The organism is Paraburkholderia sp. RHO2, assembly GCF_050955445.1.
In the GTDB taxonomy this organism is placed as follows: Bacteria; Actinomycetota; Actinomycetes; order Mycobacteriales; family Mycobacteriaceae; genus Prescottella; species Prescottella agglutinans_A.
In genome coordinates this window covers 3,437,802-3,457,965 of sequence record NZ_CP162617.1, presented here as the reverse complement: position 1 = coordinate 3,457,965, position 20,164 = coordinate 3,437,802, and the positions used below count along the sequence as shown (strand labels likewise).

Here is a 20,164-nt window from a genome sequence, read left to right as displayed (position 1 = left end):
AACGGCGCAGCAACCCCCGCCCCGGCCGAGGACGGATGATCAGACCTTGATGCGGTGCTCGCCGGCGTAGACGTTCATGGTCTCGCCGCGCAGGAACCCGACGAGCGTCATCCCGCGGTCGCGGGCGAGGTCGACCGCCAGCGACGACGGCGCGGACACCGCCCCGAGGACCGGTATCCCGGCCATCGCGGCCTTCTGCGCCAGCTCGAACGACGCTCGGCCGCTGACGACGAGGACCGCGTCGGACAGCGGGATCCGGCGCTGGGTGAGCGCCCAGCCGAGCACCTTGTCGACCGCGTTGTGCCGCCCGACGTCCTCCCGCAGCGCGAGCAGGGCGCCGTCGGCGGTGAACAGCCCGGCCGCGTGGAGGCCGCCGGTCGCCTCGAACACCCGCTGGCCGCGGCGCAGGGTCGGCGGCATCGCCGACAGCGCCGCGGCCGTGACCTCGAGCGCGCTGTCGGACAGCGAGAACCTGCTGCGCACCGCGACCTCGTCGAGCGACGCCTTGCCGCACACGCCGCACGCCGACGTGGTCAGGAACTCGCGCCGGCCGCGATTTCCCGGATCGGGTACGCCGGCGGCGAGTTCGACGTCGAGGACGTTGTACGTGTTGGCGCCCTCGCTGTCGACGCCGTCGCAGTACCGGACGACGGTGACGTCGTCCGGGTCGCGGATGATGCCCTCGGTCAGCAGGAATCCGTGGACCAGGTCGACGTCGTTTCCCGGGGTGCGCATCGTGACGGTGAGGGAGCGGCCACGCAGCCGGATCTCGAGTGGTTCCTCCACGGCGAGCGTGTCGGGGCGACGGCGGGTGCCGTCCGGGGTGATCCGCAGGACGGGGCGGCGTGCGGTGACCCGGCCCATCAGCGGTCCCCGGCCGGTTCCAGTCGCACGACGATCGCCTTCGACACCGGCGTGTTCGACTTGGCGGCAACGTGATCGAGGGGCACCAGCGGATTGGTCTCCGGGTAGTAGGCGGCCGCGTTCCCGCGGGGCGTGTTGTACTCGACCACCCGGAAGTCGTGCACCCGGCGTTCCTCGACGCGGCCGTCGGCGGTGCGCCACTCGGACACGACGTCGACGAGCTGGCCGTCGCGCAGGTGCAGGTCGGCGATGTCGGCCGCGTTGACGAACACCACCTTGCGACCGTTCTTGACACCGCGGTAGCGGTCGTCGAGGCCGTAGATGGTGGTGTTGTACTGGTCGTGGCTGCGCAGCGTCTGCAGGATCAGCCGGCCGGGCGGGGTCGGCACCCACTCGAGCGGGTTGACCGCGAAGTTGGCCTTGCCGGTGTGCGTGCGGAACTCCCGTGAGTCGCGCGGGGGATGCGGCAGCTGGAAGCCGTCGGGCTGCCGGACGCGGGCGTTGTAGTTCTCGCAGCCGGGCACGACGCGCGAGATCGAGTCCCGGATCAGGTCGTAGTTGCCCTCGAAAGCGGTCCACGGCACCGAGTGGTCGGTGCCGAGCAACTCCCGCGCGAGCTGGCAGATGATCGCGACCTCGCTACGCAGGTGCTCGCTGACGGGCGTCAACCGACCCCGCGACAGATGCACCATGGACATCGAATCCTCTACCGACACAAGCTGTTTTCCGGTGGCCTGGACGTCGAGGTCGGTGCGGCCGAGGGTCGGCAGGATGAGGGCGGTGCGCCCGTGCACGACGTGGCTGCGGTTGAGTTTGGTCGAGACCTGAACGGTCAGCTCGCAGTTGCGCAGCGCCTGCTCGGTCGCGGCGGTGTCGGGGGTCGCGGACACGAAGTTCCCGCCCATCGCCATGAACACCCGCGCGCGACCGTCGCGCATCGCGCGGATCGCGTCGACGGTGTCCCATCCGTGGCGGCGGGGACTCGCGATGGAGAACTCGGTGTCGAGGGCGGCGAGGAACTCCTCGGGCATCTTCTCCCAGATGCCCATCGTCCGATCGCCCTGGACGTTGGAGTGGCCGCGGACCGGGCACACGCCGGCGCCAGGCTTGCCGATCATGCCCCGCATCAGCAGCAGGTTCACCGCTTCCTGGATGGTCGCGACGGCGTGCGCCTGCTGGGTCAGGCCCATCGCCCAGCACGTGACGGTCCGCTCCGACTCGATCAGGGCGCGGGCGGTGTCCTCGAGTTGCCGCAGCGACAGGCCGGTGGCCGCTACGACGGTGTCGAGGTCGACTCGGCGCACGTGCGCGGCGTACTCGTCGAAGCCGGCGCAGTGCGCATCGACGAAGTCGCGGTCGACGACGGTGCCCGGTGCCCGGTCCTCGGCCTCGAGCAGCAGTCGCCCCAGCCCCTGGAACAGTGCCATGTCGCCGCCGAGCCGGATCTGCAGGAACTCGTCGGCGATCTCGACGCCGCCGCCGACGACGCCGTGGACCTTCTGCGGGTCCTTGAACCGGCGCAACCCGGCCTCGGGGAGCGGGTTGATCGCGATGATCCGCGCCCCGTTCGCCTTGGCCTTCTCGAGCGTCGAGAGCATCCGCGGGTGGTTCGTGCCCGGGTTCTGGCCTGCGATGAGGATCAGGTCGGCCTGCTCGAGGTCGGGCACCGAGACCGACCCCTTGCCGATGCCGATGGCCTCGGTCAGTGCGCTGCCCGACGACTCGTGGCACATGTTGGAGCAGTCCGGCATGTTGTTGGTGCCGAAGCTGCGAATCATCAACTGGTACAGGAACGCCGCCTCGTTGCTGGTCCGTCCCGACGTGTAGAAGACGGCCTCGTCGGGAGTCCCGAGTGCGCGGAGGTGGTCGGCGATCAGTCGGTACGCGTCGTCCCAGTCGATCGGCTCGTAGCGGTCGCTGCCCGGACGCACCACCATGGGGTGCGTGAGCCGGCCCTGCTGACCCAGCCAGTAGTCGGTGTGGCCGGCCAGTTCCGAGATCGGGTGCGTCGCGAAGAACTCCGGCGTCACGGTCCGCAGCGTGGCCTCCTCGGCGACGGCCTTGGCGCCGTTCTCGCAGAACTCGGCGGGCTTGCGGTGGCCGGGGGTCTCGGGCCACGCGCATCCGGGGCAGTCGAACCCGTGCCGCTGGTTGAGGCGGGTGAGCGTGCGGGCGGTGCGGGCGAGTCCCATCTGCTCGACCGCTCTCTCGAGGGACACGAGTACCGCCGGAACGCCGGCCGCGTAGTCCTTGGCGGGGGTGACGACGAGGCCGTTCTCGTCGATGTCTGCGCGGGGACCCTGACGTGTCATGACCCCATACTGGCCCGGCCAGGACCGGTATGCACGGTCCGACGCTCCGAACGTCCGGGTAAGGTCGGCTAGCCTTACCTTCTCTGTCTGACGTCACCACCAAACGAAGGGTCCTCCGATGGGTGATCTCCAGTCGCGAGCCGGCGAATTCTCGCGCCGCGGATTCCTGATCGGTAGCGCGGGCGCGCTGCTGGCATTCGCGGCCGCATGCAGCAGCGACTCGAGCGCCGGCGGTTCCGGTGGGGACGGCGCGACGATCGCGCACAAGTACGGGCAGACCACCGTGTCCGCCGCCCCCCAGCGGGTCGTGAGCGTCGGATACAACGACCAGGACGCCCTGCTCGCACTCGGCGCGGTTCCTGTCGGCGTCTTCGACTGGTACGGCGACTACCCGAATGCGGTGTGGCCGTGGGCACGGGATCTGCTCGGCGACGCGCAGCCGGCGATCATCGGCAGCGCGAGCACCGGAATCGACATCGAGAAGGTGGCCGCCGCGGGCCCCGAGCTGATCGTGGGCACCTACTCGGGCCTGACCCAGTCACAGTACGACAAGCTCGCGGCGCTGGCGCCGACCGTCGCGCAGCCCGCCGGCGTCGCGGACTACGGCGTGCGCTGGCAGGACCAGACGACCATCCTCGGTGAGGCGCTCGGCGCGCAGGACCGGGCCGCGGAACTGGTGTCGAGTGTGGAGAAGCAGTTCACCGACACCGCGGCGGCCAATCCGGTGTTCGCCGGCAAGACGGTGCTGGTGGGCGCGCTCAAGGGCCCCGGACAGTTCGGCGTCTACGGCCCCGAGGATCCCAAGGTGCGGTTCTTCACCGAGCTCGGTTTCGTGAACCCGCCTGTCGCGGAACAGCTCCGGTCGACGAACTTCGCGGAGATCAGCACCGAGCAGCTCTCGCTCGCGGACGTCGACCTGCTGGTCTGGTACGCGGGCGGCGGGTTCGGCGACAAGCTGCGTGCCGAGCTCGACAAGACTCCCGTCTACCAGACGCTCGACGTCGTCAAGGACGGCCGCGCGATCATCCTCGAGGACGAGGCGGCCGAGGCCATGACGTGGAGCACGGTGCTGAGCCTGCCGTACGCGTTGCAGCAGATCCCGCCGCGTATCGCGCCTCTGCTGACCTGATCGATCGGTACGCTCGCGGCATGGGAGTTGTCGTGCGACCAGTGACCCGATCGGACATCCCCGCGCTCGCGCGGGCGCTCGCGGAGGCCTTCGACGACGATCCCGTGATGAGCTGGATTCTGCCGGACGCGGCGAAGCGGCCGGCCCGCTTGGCGAGGACGTTTGCCGCCGAGATCCGCTACCACCACCTCGCCGGCGGCGGGGCGGAGTTGGCGGAGTCGGACGCCGGCGTCATTGTCGGTGGGGCCCTGTGGGATCCGCCGGGGCGGTGGAAGCAGTCGGCGCTGAGTTCGTACCTGAGCCTGCCGGTGTTCGCGTTCGCGCTCGGCCGGCAGCTTCGCGTGGGGGCCGACGTCGATCATGCGCTCGAATCCGCGCATCCGGTCGAGCCGCACTGGTATCTGGCGACGATCGGAACATCCGCCGCGGGCCGCGGCGGCGGGTACGGGAAGGCGCTGCTGAACTCGCGGCTGTCGCGGTGCGACGCCGAGGGGACCCCCGCCTACCTCGAATCGAGCAAGGAAGCGAACATCCCGTACTACGAGCGGTTCGGGTTCGAGGTCACCGGCGAGATCGTGATCCCGAACGGCGGACCCAAGCTGTGGCAGATGTGGCGCAACCCGCGCTGAACCGACTGCCGCCGGTCACGTGACGCCGGTCATGACGGGTGGCCGCGTGATACCAATCAGGGGTGACCTCCAGCCAGCAGCACCCCGCCACGCCGTTCCACGATCTCGACGACTACCTGGCGCTGCCGCGGCTGTCCGGGCTCGAGCTGTCCCCGGACGGCACACGGCTCGTCGTCACGCAAGCCACGCTCGACGACACCGCCACCAAGTACGTGTCGGCGGTGTGGGAGCTGGATCCGGCCGGTGGGCGGGCCGCGCGGCGGCTGACGTGGGGCACGAAGGGGGAGTCGGGGGCGACGTTCACCGACAGCGGCGACCTGCTGTTCACCGCATCCCGGCCCGCGCCGGACGAGCCGGACGACGCCCCGAGCTCGCTGTGGCGGCTGCCGGCGGACGGCGGCGAGGCCTGCCGGGTGGCCGGGCGCGGCGGGGGGATCGCGGGTGTGCGGGCCGCGCGATCGGCGCCGCGCGTCGTCGTGTCGACGGGTGTGCTGGGGGCATCGGGCACCGCCGAGGACGACCAACGAATCCGCGGCGAGCGCAAGGACAAGAAGGTCACGGCGATCCTGCACGCCGGATACCCGGTGCGGCACTGGGATCACGACCTGGGCCCCGACGTCCCACACCTGCTGGCCGGCGCCACCGACGGCGCGGCGATCGAGCTCGACGACCTGACGCCCGCTCCCGGCGGCGCGCTGCGGGACGCCGACTACGACCTGGCGGCCGACGGATCGTTCGTCGTCACCACGTGGATCGTGCCCGGTGTGCTCGGTACGCGCCGGACCGTCCTGGTGCGGATCGACACCGCGACGGGGGAGCGGACCGTGCTGGTCGACGACGACTCGGCCGATCTGTCGCGTCCCGCGATCGCGCCCGACGGCGCCAGCATGGTGTACCTGCGTGAGGCGTACGGCGACCCCGAGCACGCGCCGCGAATCACACTGCACCGCTTCACCTTCGAGACGTCCGGCAGCGAGGATATCGCGCCCGGGTGGGACCGCTGGCCCACCGCCGTCGCGTGGCTGCCCGACAGCGACGGGCTGCTGCTCACGGCCGACGACCACGGCCGCGGCCCGGTCTTCGTGCTGGGCGGGGACCGGCCCTGGGACCAGCCTGCTGCGCTCACCACCGACGACGGCGCCTACACCGACCTGCGTGTCGCGCCCGACGGCGCGGCGGTGTACGCGCTGCGGGCGTCGTACGCGCAGCCGCCGCGCCCGGTGCGGATCGCGCTCACCGGGGACGACGCCGGCACCGTCACCGAACTGCGCGCCCCGTCGGAGTCGCCACGGCTGCCGGGCCGGCTCACCGAGGTCGTCGGGCAGGCCGCGGACGGCACCCCGCTGCGCGCGTGGCTGGCGCTGCCCGACGCCGCGTCGGCCGAGGCGCCGGCGCCGCTGCTGCTGTGGGTGCACGGCGGCCCACTGGGCTCGTGGAACACGTGGTCGTGGCGGTGGAACCCGTGGCTGCTGGTCGCGAAGGGGTACGCGGTGCTGCTGCCCGACCCCGCGCTGTCGACCGGCTACGGGCAAGACTTCGTCCAGCGCGGGTGGGGACAGTGGGGCAAGGCGCCCTACACGGATCTGATGGCGATCACCGACGCCGCCGTCGCGCTGCCGGAGGTCGACGCGAAGCGCACCGCCGCGATGGGTGGCTCGTTCGGTGGCTACATGGCCAACTGGATCGCCGGGCACACCGACCGCTTCCGGGCGATCGTCACGCACGCGAGCCTGTGGGCGCTCGACCAGTTCGCGCCGACCACCGACGCGGCCTGGTACTGGCAGCGCGAGATGACCCCCGAGATGGCGTTCGAGAACTCGCCGCACCTGTACGTCGCCGACATCGTCACCCCCATGCTGGTGATCCACGGCGACAAGGACTACCGCGTGCCCATCGGCGAGGGCCTGCGCCTGTGGTACGAACTGCTGTCCGAGTCGGGGCTGCCCGCCGACGCGGACGGGAAGACCGATCATCGGTTCCTGTACTTCCCCGACGAGAACCACTGGGTGCTCAGCCCGCAGCACGCCAAGGTCTGGTACCAGGTCGTCGAGTCGTTCCTGGCCGAGCACGTCCTCGAGGAGGACGTCCCACTGCCCGACGTCCTCGGCTGACTCCGAGAGGCGGGGAGAGCTCTTCCGAGCCGGGTCCGGGCGATTCGCCGCCACTGATTACGATTGGGGGGTGACCAGTGCGCCAGATACTCCCCGCAGCCCCGCAGACGCCCTCCCCAAGAGCTGGGATCCCAGCGCGGTAGAGGCCGAGTTGTATCAGGGCTGGGTAGACGCCGGTTACTTCACCGCCGACCCGACCAGCGACAAGCCGGGCTACTCGATCGTGCTGCCGCCGCCGAACGTGACCGGCTCGCTGCACATGGGCCACGCGCTCGACCACACCCTCATGGACGCGCTCACCCGCCGCAAGCGGATGCAGGGCTACGAGGTGCTGTGGCTGCCCGGCATGGACCACGCCGGCATCGCGACGCAGACGATCGTCGAGAAGCAGCTCGCAGCCGACGGCAAGAAGAAGGAAGACTTCGGCCGCGAGGCCTTCATCGAGAAGGTCTGGGACTGGAAGCGCGAGTCCGGCGGCACCATCCAGGGCCAGATGCGTCGCATCGGCGATGGCGTCGACTGGAGCCGCGACCGCTTCACGATGGACGAGGGCCTCTCGCGCGCCGTCCAGACCATCTTCAAGCGCCTGTACGACGAGGGCCTGATCTACCGCGCCGAGCGCCTGGTCAACTGGTCGCCGGTGCTGCAGACCGCGATCTCCGACATCGAGGTCAAGTTCGAGGAGGTCGAGGGCGAGCTCGTCTCGCTGCGCTACGGCTCCCTGAACGACGACGAGCCGCACGTGATCGTCGCCACCACCCGTGTCGAGACGATGCTCGGCGACACCGCCGTCGCCGTGCACCCGGACGACGAGCGCTACAAGCACCTGGTCGGCACCACGCTCGAGCACCCGTTCACCGGGCGGCAGATCCCGATCATCGCCGACGAGTACGTCGATCCCGAGTTCGGCACCGGCGCCGTGAAGATCACGCCCGCACACGACCCCAACGACTTCGAGATGGGTGTGCGGCACAACCTGCCGATGCCCACGATCATGGACAAGACCGGCAAGATCGCCGACACCGGAACGCGGTTCGACGGCATGGATCGCTTCGAGGCCCGTGTCAAGGTGCGCGAGGCGCTCGCCGAGCAGGGTCGCGTCGTCGCCGAGAAGCGTCCGTACCTGCACAGCGTCGGCCACTCCGAGCGCTCGGGCGAGACCATCGAACCCCGGCTGTCGATGCAGTGGTGGGTCAAGGTCGACTCCCTCGCCAAGACCGCGGGTGACGCGGTACGCAACGGCGACACCGTGATTCACCCGGCCAGCCAGGAGCCGCGCTGGTTCGGCTGGGTCGACAACATGCACGACTGGTGCATCTCGCGTCAGCTGTGGTGGGGTCACCGCATCCCGATCTGGTACGGCCCGAACGGCGAGGTGCAGTGCTTCGGCCCGGACGAGACGGCTCCCGAGGGTTGGGAGCAGGACCCCGACGTCCTCGACACGTGGTTCTCGTCGGCGCTGTGGCCCTTCTCGACGATGGGCTGGCCCGACAAGACTCCCGAGCTCGAGAAGTTCTATCCGACAAGCGTTCTCGTCACCGGCTACGACATCCTGTTCTTCTGGGTGGCCCGGATGATGATGTTCGGCACCTACGTCGCCGGCGACGACGTGGTCGGCGGCAAGGTCCCGTTCGAGGACCTGTTCCTGCACGGCCTGGTTCGCGACCAGTACGGCAAGAAGATGTCGAAGTCCCGCGGCAATGGCATCGACCCGCTCGACTGGGTCGACCGCTTCGGCGCGGACGCGCTGCGCTTCACGCTCGCCCGCGGCGCCAACCCGGGTAGCGACCTCGCGGTCGGCGAGGACCACGCGCAGTCGTCGCGCAACTTCGCGAACAAACTGTTCAACGCCACCAAGTTCGCGCTCATGAACGGTGCCGTCGTCGCGGACCTGCCGGCCCGCGACCAGCTCACCGACGCGGACCGCTGGATCCTCGACCGGCTCGAGCAGGTCCGCACCGAGGTCGACGAGGCGTTCGAGAAGTTCGAGTTCTCCAAGGCGTGCGAGGCCCTGTACCACTTCGCGTGGGACGAGGTGTGCGACTGGTACCTCGAGCTCGCCAAGGTCCAGCTCGCCGACGGCTCCGTGTACGCCAACGGCACCAAGGCAGTCCTCGGCAACGTGCTCGACACCCTGCTGCGCATGCTGCACCCGGTCATCCCGTTCGTCACCGAGACGCTGTGGAAGGTGCTCACCGGCGGCGAGTCGGTCGTCATCGCCGAGTGGCCGCACGCGAGCGGAGTCGAGGCGGATCCCGTTGCGGCCCAGCGTGTCGAGGACATGCAGAAGCTCGTGACCGAGGTTCGACGCTTCCGCAGCGACCAGGGCCTCAAGCCGTCGCAGAAGGTGGCCGCCCGCCTGTCCGGTGCCGCCGAGGCGGACATCGAGAGCCAGCTGGCGTCGGTCGCGTCGCTCGCCAAGCTCACCGAGCCGGCCGACGGCTTCGCCGCGACCGCGTCGGTGGAGGTGCGCCTGAGCAAGGCCACCGTGACCGTCGAGCTCGACACGTCCGGCGCCGTCGACCTGGGCGCCGAGAAGAAGCGCCTCGAGAAGGACCTCGCGGTCGCCGAGAAGGAGCTGGCGGGCACCACCGCCAAGCTGTCCAACGAGGCGTTCCTGGCGAAGGCCCCCGACGCGGTCGTCGACAAGATCCGCACCCGCCAGCAGGTGGCGCAGGAGGAGATCGCCCGCATGAGCGCACGTCTGAAGGAGCTGGGCGGAGCGTGACCACCGAACGCCCGGGCGAACCCACCCCGGTCGATCTCGCCGAACTCGCACTCGTCGAGGCGGAGCTGGATCAGCGCTGGCCCGAGACCAAGATCGAGCCGTCGCTGACCCGCATCTCCGCGCTGATGGACCTGCTCGGTTCGCCGCAGCACAGCTACCCGGCCATCCACGTCGCCGGCACCAACGGCAAGACATCGGTGACGCGGATGATCGACGCCCTGCTCACCCAGCTGCACCGGCGGACCGGACGGACGACCAGCCCGCACCTGCAGCTGGCGACGGAGCGGATCAGCATCGACGGCAAACCGATCCCGGTGCGGACGTACATCGACACGTACCGCGAGATCGAGCCGTACATCCGGATGATCGACCAGCAGTCCGAGGCCGCGGGCGGTCCCGCGATGAGCAAGTTCGAGGTGACCACCGCGATGGCGTACGCCGCGTTCGCGGAGGCGCCGGTGGACGTCGCCGTCGTGGAGACCGGTCTCGGCGGCAAGTGGGACGCCACCAACGTCATCGACGCGCAGGTCGCGGTGATCACCCCGATCGGGCTCGACCACGTCGACTACCTCGGCCCCGACCTCGAGTCGATTGCGGGGGAGAAGGCCGGGATCATCAAGAAGGGCCGCGACAGCGGGATCGAGGGCGTCGCCCCGGTCGACACCGTCGCGATCATCGCCGAGCAGGCGCCCGAGGTGATGGACGTGCTGCTGCGGCGCGCCGTCGAGGTCGACGCGGCCGTCGCCCGTGAGGGATCCGAGTTCAAGGTGCTGCGCCGCCAGATCGCGATCGGTGGTCAGCAGCTCGAGCTGCAGGGGCTCGGTGGCGTGTACGAGGACATCTTCCTGCCGCTGCACGGTGAGCACCAGGCGCGCAACGCGTCGCTCGCCCTCGCCGCGGTGGAGGCGTTCTTCGGCGCCGGGCCGGACCGCCAGCTCGAGGCCGATGCGATCCGCGCCGGCTTCGCCTCGGTGGTCAACCCGGGCCGACTCGAGCGGGTGCGCAGCGCACCGACGGTGTTCCTCGACGCCGCACACAATCCGCACGGAGCGCAGGCGCTCGCCGCCGCGCTGTCGGCGGAGTTCGACTTCCGCAAGCTCGTCGGCGTCGTCAGCGTCATGGGCGACAAGGACGTCGACGGCATCCTCGATGCTCTCGAACCGGTCTTCGACGAGCTGGTCGTCACCCACAACGGCTCGCCGCGGGCGATGGACGTCGAGGACCTGGCCAATCGTGCGGTCGCCCGCTTCGGCGACGAACGGGTCGTGGTGGCCCCCACGCTGGCCGACGCCCTCGAGACGGCGATCGGGCTGGCGGAGGAGGTCGCCGAACCCGGCGAGGCAGTGTCGGGAGCGGGTGTCGTGGTCACCGGTTCGGTCGTGACCGCGGGCGTCGCCCGATCCCTGTTCGGAAAGGACCCCGCGTGAGCGAGACCCCGGATACCCCAGAGAACCCCGAGTTCCGCCCGCCGGCGACCGATCCGTGGAAGGGCTTCCGCGGTGTGATGGCGGGGACTCTCGTCCTCGAGGCGATCGTGGTGCTGCTGGCGCTGCCGGTGGTGGCCGTCGTCAACGCGTCGGGACTCACGTGGTTCTCCGGCACCTACATCTGCGTGCTGGCGGTGCTCATGATCGTCGGCTCCGGCATGCAGGGGCGGCCGTGGGCGATGAAGTTCAACCTGACGCTGCAGGTCTTCACGATCCTCGGGTTCTTCGTGGACACGGCGCTCGGCGTCATCGGTCTGCTCTTCGGGGCGGTGTGGCTGTACATCCTGTACCTCCGCAAGGACATAGCTCGCCGGATCGAGCAGGGTCTGCTGCCTGGGCAACGAGACTGACCGTCTAGGCTGCTTTCCGTGAACGAGCGCACCCTGGTACTGATCAAGCCCGACGGCGTGGCTCGCGGCTACGTCGGCGAGATCCTCTCCCGCATCGAACGCAAGGGTCTGACCATCGCGGCGATGGAGCTGCAGACCGCGTCGAACGACGTCGCAGCGACGCACTACGCCGAGCACGAAGGCAAGCCGTTCTACCCCGGGCTGCTCGAGTTCATCACGTCCGGGCCGCTCGTGGCCGCAGTCCTCGAAGGGCCGCGCGCCATCGCGGCGTTCCGGCAGATCGCTGGTGGCACCGACCCGGTCGAGAAGGCCGTCCCCGGCACCATTCGTGCGGACCTGGCGCTCGACGGCGGTCAGAATCTGGTGCACGGTTCCGACTCCGTCGAATCCGCCGAGCGTGAGATCGCGCTCTGGTTTCCCCAGCTCGCTCGGGCCTGAGCCCCTCGACTACCGACGCTCCTCGGGCCGCGTGCCCGGGGAGCGTCTTTTGTTTTGTGGATTGTTTTGCCACCTACCGGTGCGCCGATGAGGGGACACCGCGCGCAGGTGTGGGATACTTGAGTCGGTCGGACCGCAAATTGTGCTCCACGCGGATCCGATCGGATGACACCACGGTGCGAAGCCCGTCATCGCTGCCTCGCAGGCGCAGGTAATCCCTGCTACGCGCGGCACGCTGGATGATCAGGCGCTCACGTCGTGAACGGTCAGGCGTCCGCGCCGTGGATCGCCGCCATCCTGCCAGGCACCGCGCGATTTCGCAGTGATAACGGACACTGCGAAGCACGTGGAGCGAGACCAGACAATCTCGTACCCCGGTGCGAGTACACAACCATCGCCCCCGCGCGGCCGCGTCACATCCGATCTCCAGACGGATGGACGCGCCCGGGGGCTCGAGGAGAATACGTGGCCGATCAAGCGCCGCCCGAAAGTGTGCAGGAACCGATCGCGGAAGCGACGGTCGAGCCGAGTACCACCCCGGTACTTCCTGAGAAGATTCGCGTCCACGCGTTGGCGAAACTGCTGGGCGTCACCAGCAAGCAGGTTCTCGCCGAGGCAGCCGCGCTGGGTACCGAGCTGCGCAGTGCGCAGTCCAGCCTGCAGCGCGAGATCGCCGAGCGCATCCACGCGACGATGTCCAGCGCCGGCGAGCCGAGCCCGGAACCGGAGACCCCGGTAGTCGAGGCTCCGGCGGCCGAATCCGTCGTCGAGCCTGTCCCCGCGGAGGGGGCGGCCGAGAAGCCGGAGACGACTGAGAAGTCGGAGAAGCCGGCGCCCCGCAAGCGCGTCCGCAAGAAGGCCGCGCCCAAGGCGAAGGCGGCGGTCGCGGAGGCCGTCACCGAGCCGGAGCTCGAGCCGGAGCCGACTCCTGCTGCCGACGAGACCGCCGCAACCGGCGCCGGACTGTTCACCGACACCGAGTCGGGTGTCGAGCGCGAGGCGGAGCAGTCCGCCGCACCCGAACCGACCGTGCAGGCGCCGCTGTTCCTCCAGCCCGAGGCCGTGGTCGCGGAGGCCGCTCCGCGCCGTCGTCGCAGCCGTCGAGCGGCCGCCGCTCCCGAGGTGAGCGACGAGCCGGCGGTCCCGACCGCCGAACCGGCCGCCGAACCGTCCGACACGGCCGAGTCAATCGCAGCGCCCGAGGCGGCCGAAGCCGCTGAGACCGCCGAGACCGAAGGCGGCGATCAGCAGCGTCGGCGCCGGCGTGGCCGTCGCGGCCGTGGCCGTGGCCGCGGCGAGCAGGCCACCGAGGGCACCGAGTCGGACGAGACCGAGGAGAAGGTGGCCGCCGAGGGCGACACCGCGACCGAGTCGCAGCAGCCCGCGGACGCGGGCACCGAGCCGGCCGAGGACGAAGGTGCCGAGTCGGCCGAGGACGAGGGTGCCGAGGGCTCGAGTCGTCGTCGCCGCCGCCGTCGCCGCCGCAAGGGTGGCGCCGACGGCGACATCACGGCGGAGGACGATCCGCCGAACACCGTCGTCCACGAGCGCGAGCCGCGGAACAAGGCGCGCGCCAAGGACGAGGTGCAGGGCATCAGCGGCTCCACTCGCCTCGAGGCGAAGCGTCAGCGCCGCCGCGACGGCCGTGACGCGGGCCGTCGTCGTCCGCCGATCCTGAGCGAGTCGGAGTTCCTGGCCCGCCGTGAAGCGGTCGACCGGGTGATGGTCGTGCGAGAGAAGGTCGGCGGGTCGAACCCGGCGGCGTCGACCCAGGTGGCGGTCCTCGAGGACGGCGTCCTGGTCGAGCACTTCGTGACGGGTTCGTCGTCGTCGTCGATGGTCGGCAACGTCTACCTCGGCCGCGTGCAGAACGTGCTGCCCAGCATGGAGGCGGCGTTCATCGACATCGGACGTGGCCGCAACGGTGTGCTGTACGCCGGCGAGGTCAACTGGGAAGCGGCCGGTCTCGGCGGCAGGGAACGCAAGATCGAACAGGCCCTCAAGCCGGGCGACCAGGTGCTGGTACAGGTCAGCAAGGATCCGGTGGGCCACAAGGGTGCCCGCCTGACCACGCAGATCAGCCTGGCCGGACGCTTCCTCGTGTACGTGCCCGGTGGCACGTCCACCGGCATCAGCCGCAAGCTGCCCGACACCGAGCGCAAGCGCCTCAAGGAGATCCTCCGCGAGATCGTGCCGGCCGATGCCGGTGTGATCATCCGGACGGCGTCCGAGGGCGTCAGCGAGGAGGAGCTGTCGCGCGACGTCACCCGGCTGCAGAGCCAGTGGGCGACCATCGAGGAGCAGGCCGCGAAGGCGAAGGACGGCAAGTCCGGTACCCCGCAGGCGCTGTACGAGGAGCCCGACCTGCTGGTCAAGGTCGTGCGGGACCTGTTCAACGAGGACTTCTCGAAGCTCGTGATCGAGGGCGAGAAGGCCTGGAACACGGTCGAGTCGTACATCAAGACCGTGGCCCCGGACCTGCTGCCGCGCGTCGAGCAGCACGATCCGGAGCCGGGCACGCCCGACGTGTTCGAGACGCACCGCATCGACGAGCAGCTGGCGAAGGCACTGGACCGCAAGGTGTGGCTGCCGTCGGGCGGCACGCTGGTGATCGATCGCACCGAGGCGATGACCGTCATCGACGTCAACACCGGCAAGTTCACCGGCTCGGGTGGCAACCTCGAGGAGACCGTCACGCGGAACAACCTCGAGGCGGCCGAGGAGATCGTGCGGCAGATGCGCCTGCGCGATATCGGCGGCATGATCGTGGTCGACTTCATCGACATGGTCCTCGAGTCCAACCGCGACCTCGTGCTGCGACGCCTGACGGAGTCTCTCGGTCGCGACCGCACCCGCCATCAGGTGTCGGAGGTCACGTCGCTGGGCCTGGTTCAGATGACGCGCAAGAAGCTCGGCACGGGGTTGGTCGAGGCGTTCTCCACCACGTGTGAGCACTGCCACGGCCGGGGCATCGTCGTCCACAGCGAGCCCGTCGAGGTGAAGTCCGGCGACGAGGGCCGCGGTCAGGCCAAGGAGTCGGGCGGACGGAAGAAGCGGGGACGCGACCGCGCGGCGGCGGCAGCGCAGGAGCCGCAGCCGGCGAACGGGCAGCACGCTCACCCGACGGCGGAGGAGGCGGCCGCCGACGCGACCGTCAAGCGGGCACACCCGGTGGCGCTCGCGATGGCCTCGCACCACCCGGACGCGCCCGACACGGACACCGCATCGGCCGAGAAGCCCGAAGCCGAATCGCCGGCGCCGGAGCCGGAGCCGGAGCCCGAGAAGGCGGAGCAGGCACCGATCGAGCCCGCGAAGGCGGAGTCGGAGACGGTTGAGCCGGAGACGGTCGAGCCGGAGGCCGAGGCTCCGGCGGCACCGCGAGCCCGGCGGCGGAGCCGCCGCGTCTCGCGGGCGGCGGCCGCACCGGCAGGCGAGACGCCCGAGGCGGGCACGGTGTTCGTGATCCCGACGTCGCAGCCGTCGCCGGAAGCCTCCCCGGAGCCCGCTGCTGCACCGGAGACGGTGTCGGCGGGCCCCGCCGCGTCGGACGTGGCCGGGGACGGCGAGGCTCAGGTCTCGCGTCGACCGCGTCGGCGCCGTGCCGCGGCGCGTCCCGCCGGTCCGCCGGTGGACGCCGAGGCCTGACGGATTCGTGGTGACTCGCCGCCCCGCGCGCATCGCGGGGCGGCGAAGCACCGCACCGGGATCGGGTGACACGCCAGTTTGACCCTGGCGGCCCGCTTCCCGTAATCTTGACCGGTCGCTACCCGGCGATACCGCTCTGCTGCGCCCGCTTCGGGCCTTACGGGCGCGTAAGGGGTAGCCGCCACACCAGACCAGTCGCGCAGCACTGAAAGCCTTCACGGCAGCGGCGCGAGCACGTTCGAAGTAGCAAGGGGTAGCCGTCCGATGGCAACGTACGCGATCGTCAAGACCGGCGGAAAGCAGTACAAGGTCGCTGTTGGTGACCTCGTCAAGGTCGAGAAGATCGAGGGTGAGCCCGGCACCGCTGTCTCGCTTGCCCCGGTCCTCGTGGTCGATGGGTCCGAGCTGACCACCGACGCCGACAAGCTGGCGAAGATCTCCGTGACCGGTGAGGTCGTCGAGCACACCAAGGGCCCGAAGATCCGGATCCACAAGTTCAAGAACAAGACCGGCTACCACAAGCGCCAGGGTCACCGTCAGAAGCTGACGGTCCTCAAGGTCACCGGCATCAAGTAACTCGAACTTTCACCGATTCCTGGAGGGATTCGACATGGCACATAAGAAGGGTGCATCCAGCTCCCGTAACGGTCGCGATTCAAACGCACAGCGACTCGGCGTGAAGCGCTTCGGCGGCCAGTCCGTCAGCGCCGGCGAGATCCTCGTGCGTCAGCGCGGAACCCACTTCCACCCCGGCGTCAACGTCGGCCGTGGCGGTGACGACACCCTGTTCGCTCTCGCTGCGGGCGCCGTCGAGTTCGGCACCAAGCGCGGGCGCAAGACCGTGAACATCGTTCCGGTCGCGGCAGAGGCCTAGGTCTGCTGCCACCTACGGTTCGGGCTCCCATCGTTTCGATGCGCTGACGAGTTCGATTCCGTTCCGATCTCCCAGTAGGGGCGGGCCAGGGTCTCACAACCCTGCCCGCCCCTACTGTTGTTTCAGCCACAGTGCGTCTACTGCGTCACACTGTGAATCCAGAAGTAGCCCAGAAGTATTGACTGAGGAAGGATCCGGCAGTCATGTCCCGATTCATTGACCGCGTGGTGCTGCACGTCAGCGCCGGTAAGGGCGGCAATGGTTGCGCCTCTGTCCACCGCGAGAAGTTCAAGCCGCTCGGCGGCCCGGACGGCGGCAACGGTGGGCGCGGTGGGGATGTCGTGCTCGAGGTGGACGGCAACGTCCACACCCTCCTCGACTTCCACTTCCACCCGCGGGCCAAGGCCACCAACGGAACCCAGGGAATGGGCGGCAACCGGGAAGGCGCCAACGGCTCCGACCTGATCCTGAAGGTGCCCGACGGCACCGTCGTCGTCGACAAGCACGGGGAGGTCCTGGCGGACCTCATCGGGATCGGCACCCGGTTCGTGGCGGCCCGCGGCGGCCGCGGCGGCCTCGGTAACGCGTCGCTGGCGTCCAAGGCGCGCAAGGCCCCCGGCTTCGCGCTGCTCGGCGAGGAGGGCGAGGCGGGCGACCTGATCCTCGAACTCAAGTCCGTGGCCGACGTCGGGCTGGTCGGCTTCCCGTCCGCCGGTAAGTCGTCGCTGGTGTCGGTGCTGTCAGCCGCGAAGCCGAAGATCGGCGACTACCCGTTCACGACCCTGCAGCCCAACCTGGGCGTCGTCTCCAGCGGTGACACGACGTTCACGGTCGCCGACGTGCCGGGCCTCATTCCGGGCGCCAGCGAGGGACGCGGTCTCGGGCTGGACTTCTTGCGCCACCTCGAGCGCTGCGCGGTGCTCGCGCACGTCGTGGACTGCGCCACCCTCGAGCCGGGACGGGACCCGATCTCCGACGTCGACGCCCTCGAGGCGGAGTTGGCGGCCTATCAGCCCGCGCTCAAGGGCGATGCCGGGCTCGGGGACCTCGCCGACCGTCCGCGCATCGTGATCCTCAACAAGGCCGACGTTCCCGAGGCGGCCGAACTCGCCGAGATGGTGACGCCCGACTTCGAGGCGCGTGGCTGGCCGGTGTTCACGATCTCCGCGGTGAGCCGGGACGGACTGCGGCCCTTGACTTTCGCGCTCGCGAAGATGGTGGCCGACTACCGCGAGGCGCATCCGCCGGCGGAGCCGAAGCGTCAGGTGATCCGTCCGATCGCGGCCAAGGAGACCGGGTTCGACGTCATCGCCGATCCGGACAATCCGGGCGGCTTCATCGTGCGCGGCGTCCAGCCGGAGCGCTGGGTGCGGCAGACGGCGTTCGACAACGACGAGGCCGTCGGTTACCTCGCGGACCGCCTCGCCCGACTCGGCGTGGAGGACGAACTCGTCAAGCAGGGTGCCGAACCCGGGGCGTTCGTCACGATCGGCGACGTCGGATTCGAGTGGGAGCCGCAGACTGCGGCCGGTGTCGACATCGTGCGCACCGGTCGTGGCACCGACGCCCGTCTCGACCAGGTCGAGCGCATCGGCGCGGCCGAGCGCAAGCACGCGCGTCGGGTCCGCCGAGGACTCGACAGCGAGGATCCCAAAGACAAGTGAGCGAGACCAGAGCGGCCATCGCGTCCGCACGCAGCATCGTCGTCAAGATCGGATCCTCGGCGCTGACGAGTCTCGTCGGCGGACTCGACGTCGGCCGGTTGAATCTGCTCGCGGACGCCCTCGAGGCGCGCATGCGGGCGGGGTCCGACGTCGTCGTGGTGTCCTCAGGGGCCGTGGGTGCAGGTCTGGCGCCGCTCGGATTGACCCGTCGCCCAAGGGATCTCGCAACCAAGCAGGCCGCGGCAAGTGTCGGCCAGTTGGCGTTGGCGCACGCGTGGGGCACGTCGTTCGCACGGTACGGCCGCACCGTCGGCCAGGTGCTGCTCACCGCCGACGACATCGCCCGCCGCACCCAGCACCGCAACGCGCAGCGCACCCTGGACCGGCTGCGGGCGCTGCACGCGGTCGCGATCGTCAACGAGAACGACACCGTCGCAACCACCGAGCTGCGGTTCGGTGACAACGATCGCCTCGCCGCGCTCGTCTCGCACCTGGTGGGTGCCGACGCGCTGGTGCTGCTGTCCGACGTCGACGGCCTCTACGACGGTGATCCTCGAAAGGGCGGGGCCACACTGATTCCCGAGGTGAACAGCCCCGAGGACCTGGACGGCGTGGTCGCCGGTTCCGGCGGAGCGCTCGGCACCGGCGGCATGGCGTCCAAGCTGTCGGCCGCGCGGCTGGCGGCCGACTCGGGTGTGCCGGTGCTGCTGGCGGCTGCATCGGATGCCGCAACCGCGCTCACGACGGCGGACGTCGGCACCGTGTTCGCGGCGCGGCCACACCGGATGTCGGCGCGCAAGTTCTGGGTTCGGCACGCCGCCGACACGCAGGGTGCGATCCACCTGGACGCGGGTGCGGTGCGGGCGGTGGTGGAGCGGCGGCGCTCGCTGCTGCCGGCCGGTATCACCGCGGTGGCGGGCCGCTTCTACGGCGGCGACGTGATCTCCCTCGTCGGACCGGACGAGCGTGTCGTGGCCCGGGGTGTGGTCGCGTACGACTCGTCGGAGATCGAGGACATGCTCGGCCACTCGACGACGGAGCTGCCGGTGGACATGCAGCGCCCCGTCGTTCACGCGGACGATCTGGTTCCGCTGTAGGTGCCGAAGGCGCCTGCGAGGTGGGTGAGGACCTCGGAGCTGCCCAGCTCGGCCTTGATCGCCGCGAACTCGTCGCCGCGGGTGGTGCCGCGGTTGACGATGACGATCGGCATCCCGTCGCGGGCGGCGCGGCGGACGAACCGCAGGCCGGACATCACGGTCAGCGAGGAGCCGACGACCAGTAGCGCGTCGGCGCTGGCGACCATGTCGAACGCCGCCGCGACCCGCGGCTTCGGGACACTCTCGCCGAAGTAGACGATGTCGGGCTTGAGCATGCCCCCGCACCGGTCGCAGTCGACCATCCGGAAGTGGTCGGTGGTCTCGACGACGGCGTCGGCGTCCGGCGCGATCTCGACGCCCGTGGCCGCGGCGACGGTGTCTGCGAAGCCGGGGTTCGCGGCGTCGAGGCGCTCGGCGAGCGTCATCCGGGAGATACGGTGCCCGCAGTCGAGGCAGCGCACCTGGGCGTAGCTGCCGTGCAGGTCGATGACGCGGCGGCTGCCCGCCTTGGTGTGCAGCAGGTCGACGTTCTGGGTGATCACCCCGTGCACGACGTCGGCGCGTTCCAGCGCGGCGAGGGCGCGGTGCCCGGCGTTGGGGCGGGCGGCGTCCATGTACCGCCAGCCGAGGTGGTTCCGGGCCCAGTAGTGCCGGCGGAAGGAGGCGTCGCCGACGAACTGCTGGTAGGTCATCGGATTACGGGGTGGTGAGTCGGGGCCGCGATAGTCGGGGATGCCCGAGTCGGTGGAGATACCGGCGCCGGTCAGCACGCAGACGCGCCGACCGCCGAGCAGTTCGAGTATCCGGTCGATCACCCGATCCAGGGTAGGCGCGTG

Annotated in this window: 15 protein-coding genes; 12 read left to right on the top strand and 3 right to left on the bottom strand. The window is 70.1% G+C overall.

The genetic code is table 11. The features are described 5' to 3' along the window. Window positions 1-39: 39 nt before the first annotated feature. Both fdhD and ABTV10_RS16080 read right to left on the bottom strand, forming a co-directional pair. Entirely contained in the window at window positions 40-864 is an 825-nt protein-coding gene (gene fdhD, locus ABTV10_RS16085) for a formate dehydrogenase accessory sulfurtransferase FdhD (RefSeq protein WP_499028451.1), read from the bottom strand. Further along, a complete protein-coding gene (locus ABTV10_RS16080; protein ID WP_499028448.1) occupies window positions 864-3,176 on the bottom strand; it encodes an FdhF/YdeP family oxidoreductase in 2,313 nt (770 codons plus the stop codon). The genes fdhD and ABTV10_RS16080 overlap by 1 nt, the downstream gene beginning before the upstream one ends. 118 nt (window positions 3,177-3,294) lie before the next feature. On the opposite strand from ABTV10_RS16080, the gene ABTV10_RS16075 reads away from it, so the two are divergent. The 12 genes from ABTV10_RS16075 to proB all read left to right on the top strand — a co-directional run bounded on the left by ABTV10_RS16075 (window position 3,295) and on the right by proB (window position 19,328). Then, window positions 3,295-4,305, top strand: coding sequence for an iron-siderophore ABC transporter substrate-binding protein (locus tag ABTV10_RS16075; protein WP_499028446.1), 1,011 nt, complete (start codon window positions 3,295-3,297; stop codon window positions 4,303-4,305). A 20-nt stretch (window positions 4,306-4,325) separates the two neighbouring features. Then, a complete protein-coding gene (locus tag ABTV10_RS16070; RefSeq protein WP_499028444.1) occupies window positions 4,326-4,934 on the top strand; it encodes a GNAT family N-acetyltransferase in 609 nt (202 codons plus the stop codon). 62 nt (window positions 4,935-4,996) lie between these two features. Continuing rightward, window positions 4,997-7,045 carry a S9 family peptidase gene (locus tag ABTV10_RS16065; RefSeq protein ID WP_499028443.1) on the top strand — a complete coding sequence of 683 codons (2,049 nt, stop codon included), beginning with the start codon at window positions 4,997-4,999 and terminating at the stop codon, window positions 7,043-7,045. A 70-nt stretch (window positions 7,046-7,115) separates the two neighbouring features. Next, complete coding sequence (locus ABTV10_RS16060) at window positions 7,116-9,773, top strand: valine--tRNA ligase (RefSeq protein WP_499028441.1); 2,658 nt, start codon at window positions 7,116-7,118, stop codon at window positions 9,771-9,773. Then, complete coding sequence (gene folC, locus ABTV10_RS16055; RefSeq protein WP_499028438.1) at window positions 9,770-11,200, top strand: bifunctional tetrahydrofolate synthase/dihydrofolate synthase; 1,431 nt, start codon at window positions 9,770-9,772, stop codon at window positions 11,198-11,200. Before ABTV10_RS16060 ends, folC begins: the two co-directional genes overlap by 4 nt. Then, window positions 11,197-11,610, top strand: a complete 414-nt coding sequence (locus ABTV10_RS16050; protein ID WP_433605449.1) for a DUF4233 domain-containing protein — start codon at window positions 11,197-11,199, stop codon at window positions 11,608-11,610. The genes folC and ABTV10_RS16050 overlap by 4 nt, the downstream gene beginning before the upstream one ends. A gap of 18 nt (window positions 11,611-11,628) precedes the next feature. Further along, window positions 11,629-12,048, top strand: a complete 420-nt coding sequence (gene ndk, locus ABTV10_RS16045) for a nucleoside-diphosphate kinase (protein ID WP_433605447.1) — start codon at window positions 11,629-11,631, stop codon at window positions 12,046-12,048. A gap of 465 nt (window positions 12,049-12,513) precedes the next feature. Continuing rightward, entirely contained in the window at window positions 12,514-15,693 is a 3,180-nt protein-coding gene (locus ABTV10_RS16040; RefSeq protein ID WP_499028434.1) for a translation initiation factor IF-2 N-terminal domain-containing protein, read from the top strand. A gap of 264 nt (window positions 15,694-15,957) precedes the next feature. Next, window positions 15,958-16,269, top strand: a complete 312-nt coding sequence (gene rplU / locus ABTV10_RS16035; RefSeq protein WP_005512259.1) for a 50S ribosomal protein L21 — start codon at window positions 15,958-15,960, stop codon at window positions 16,267-16,269. A 34-nt stretch (window positions 16,270-16,303) separates the two neighbouring features. Next, complete coding sequence (rpmA, locus tag ABTV10_RS16030; RefSeq protein ID WP_013416501.1) at window positions 16,304-16,567, top strand: 50S ribosomal protein L27; 264 nt, start codon at window positions 16,304-16,306, stop codon at window positions 16,565-16,567. 203 nt (window positions 16,568-16,770) lie between these two features. Beyond that, window positions 16,771-18,231, top strand: a complete 1,461-nt coding sequence (obgE, locus tag ABTV10_RS16025) for a GTPase ObgE (RefSeq protein ID WP_433605441.1) — start codon at window positions 16,771-16,773, stop codon at window positions 18,229-18,231. Continuing rightward, window positions 18,228-19,328 carry a glutamate 5-kinase gene (gene proB, locus ABTV10_RS16020; protein WP_433605439.1) on the top strand — a complete coding sequence of 367 codons (1,101 nt, stop codon included), beginning with the start codon at window positions 18,228-18,230 and terminating at the stop codon, window positions 19,326-19,328. Before obgE ends, proB begins: the two co-directional genes overlap by 4 nt. On the opposite strand, the gene ABTV10_RS16015 is transcribed toward proB, so the two are convergent. After that, window positions 19,301-20,143, bottom strand: coding sequence for an NAD-dependent protein deacetylase (locus tag ABTV10_RS16015; RefSeq protein ID WP_499028428.1), 843 nt, complete (start codon window positions 20,141-20,143; stop codon window positions 19,301-19,303). The two genes, proB and ABTV10_RS16015, sit on opposite strands and share 28 nt — an antisense overlap. Between the last annotated feature and the right edge of the window lie 21 nt (window positions 20,144-20,164).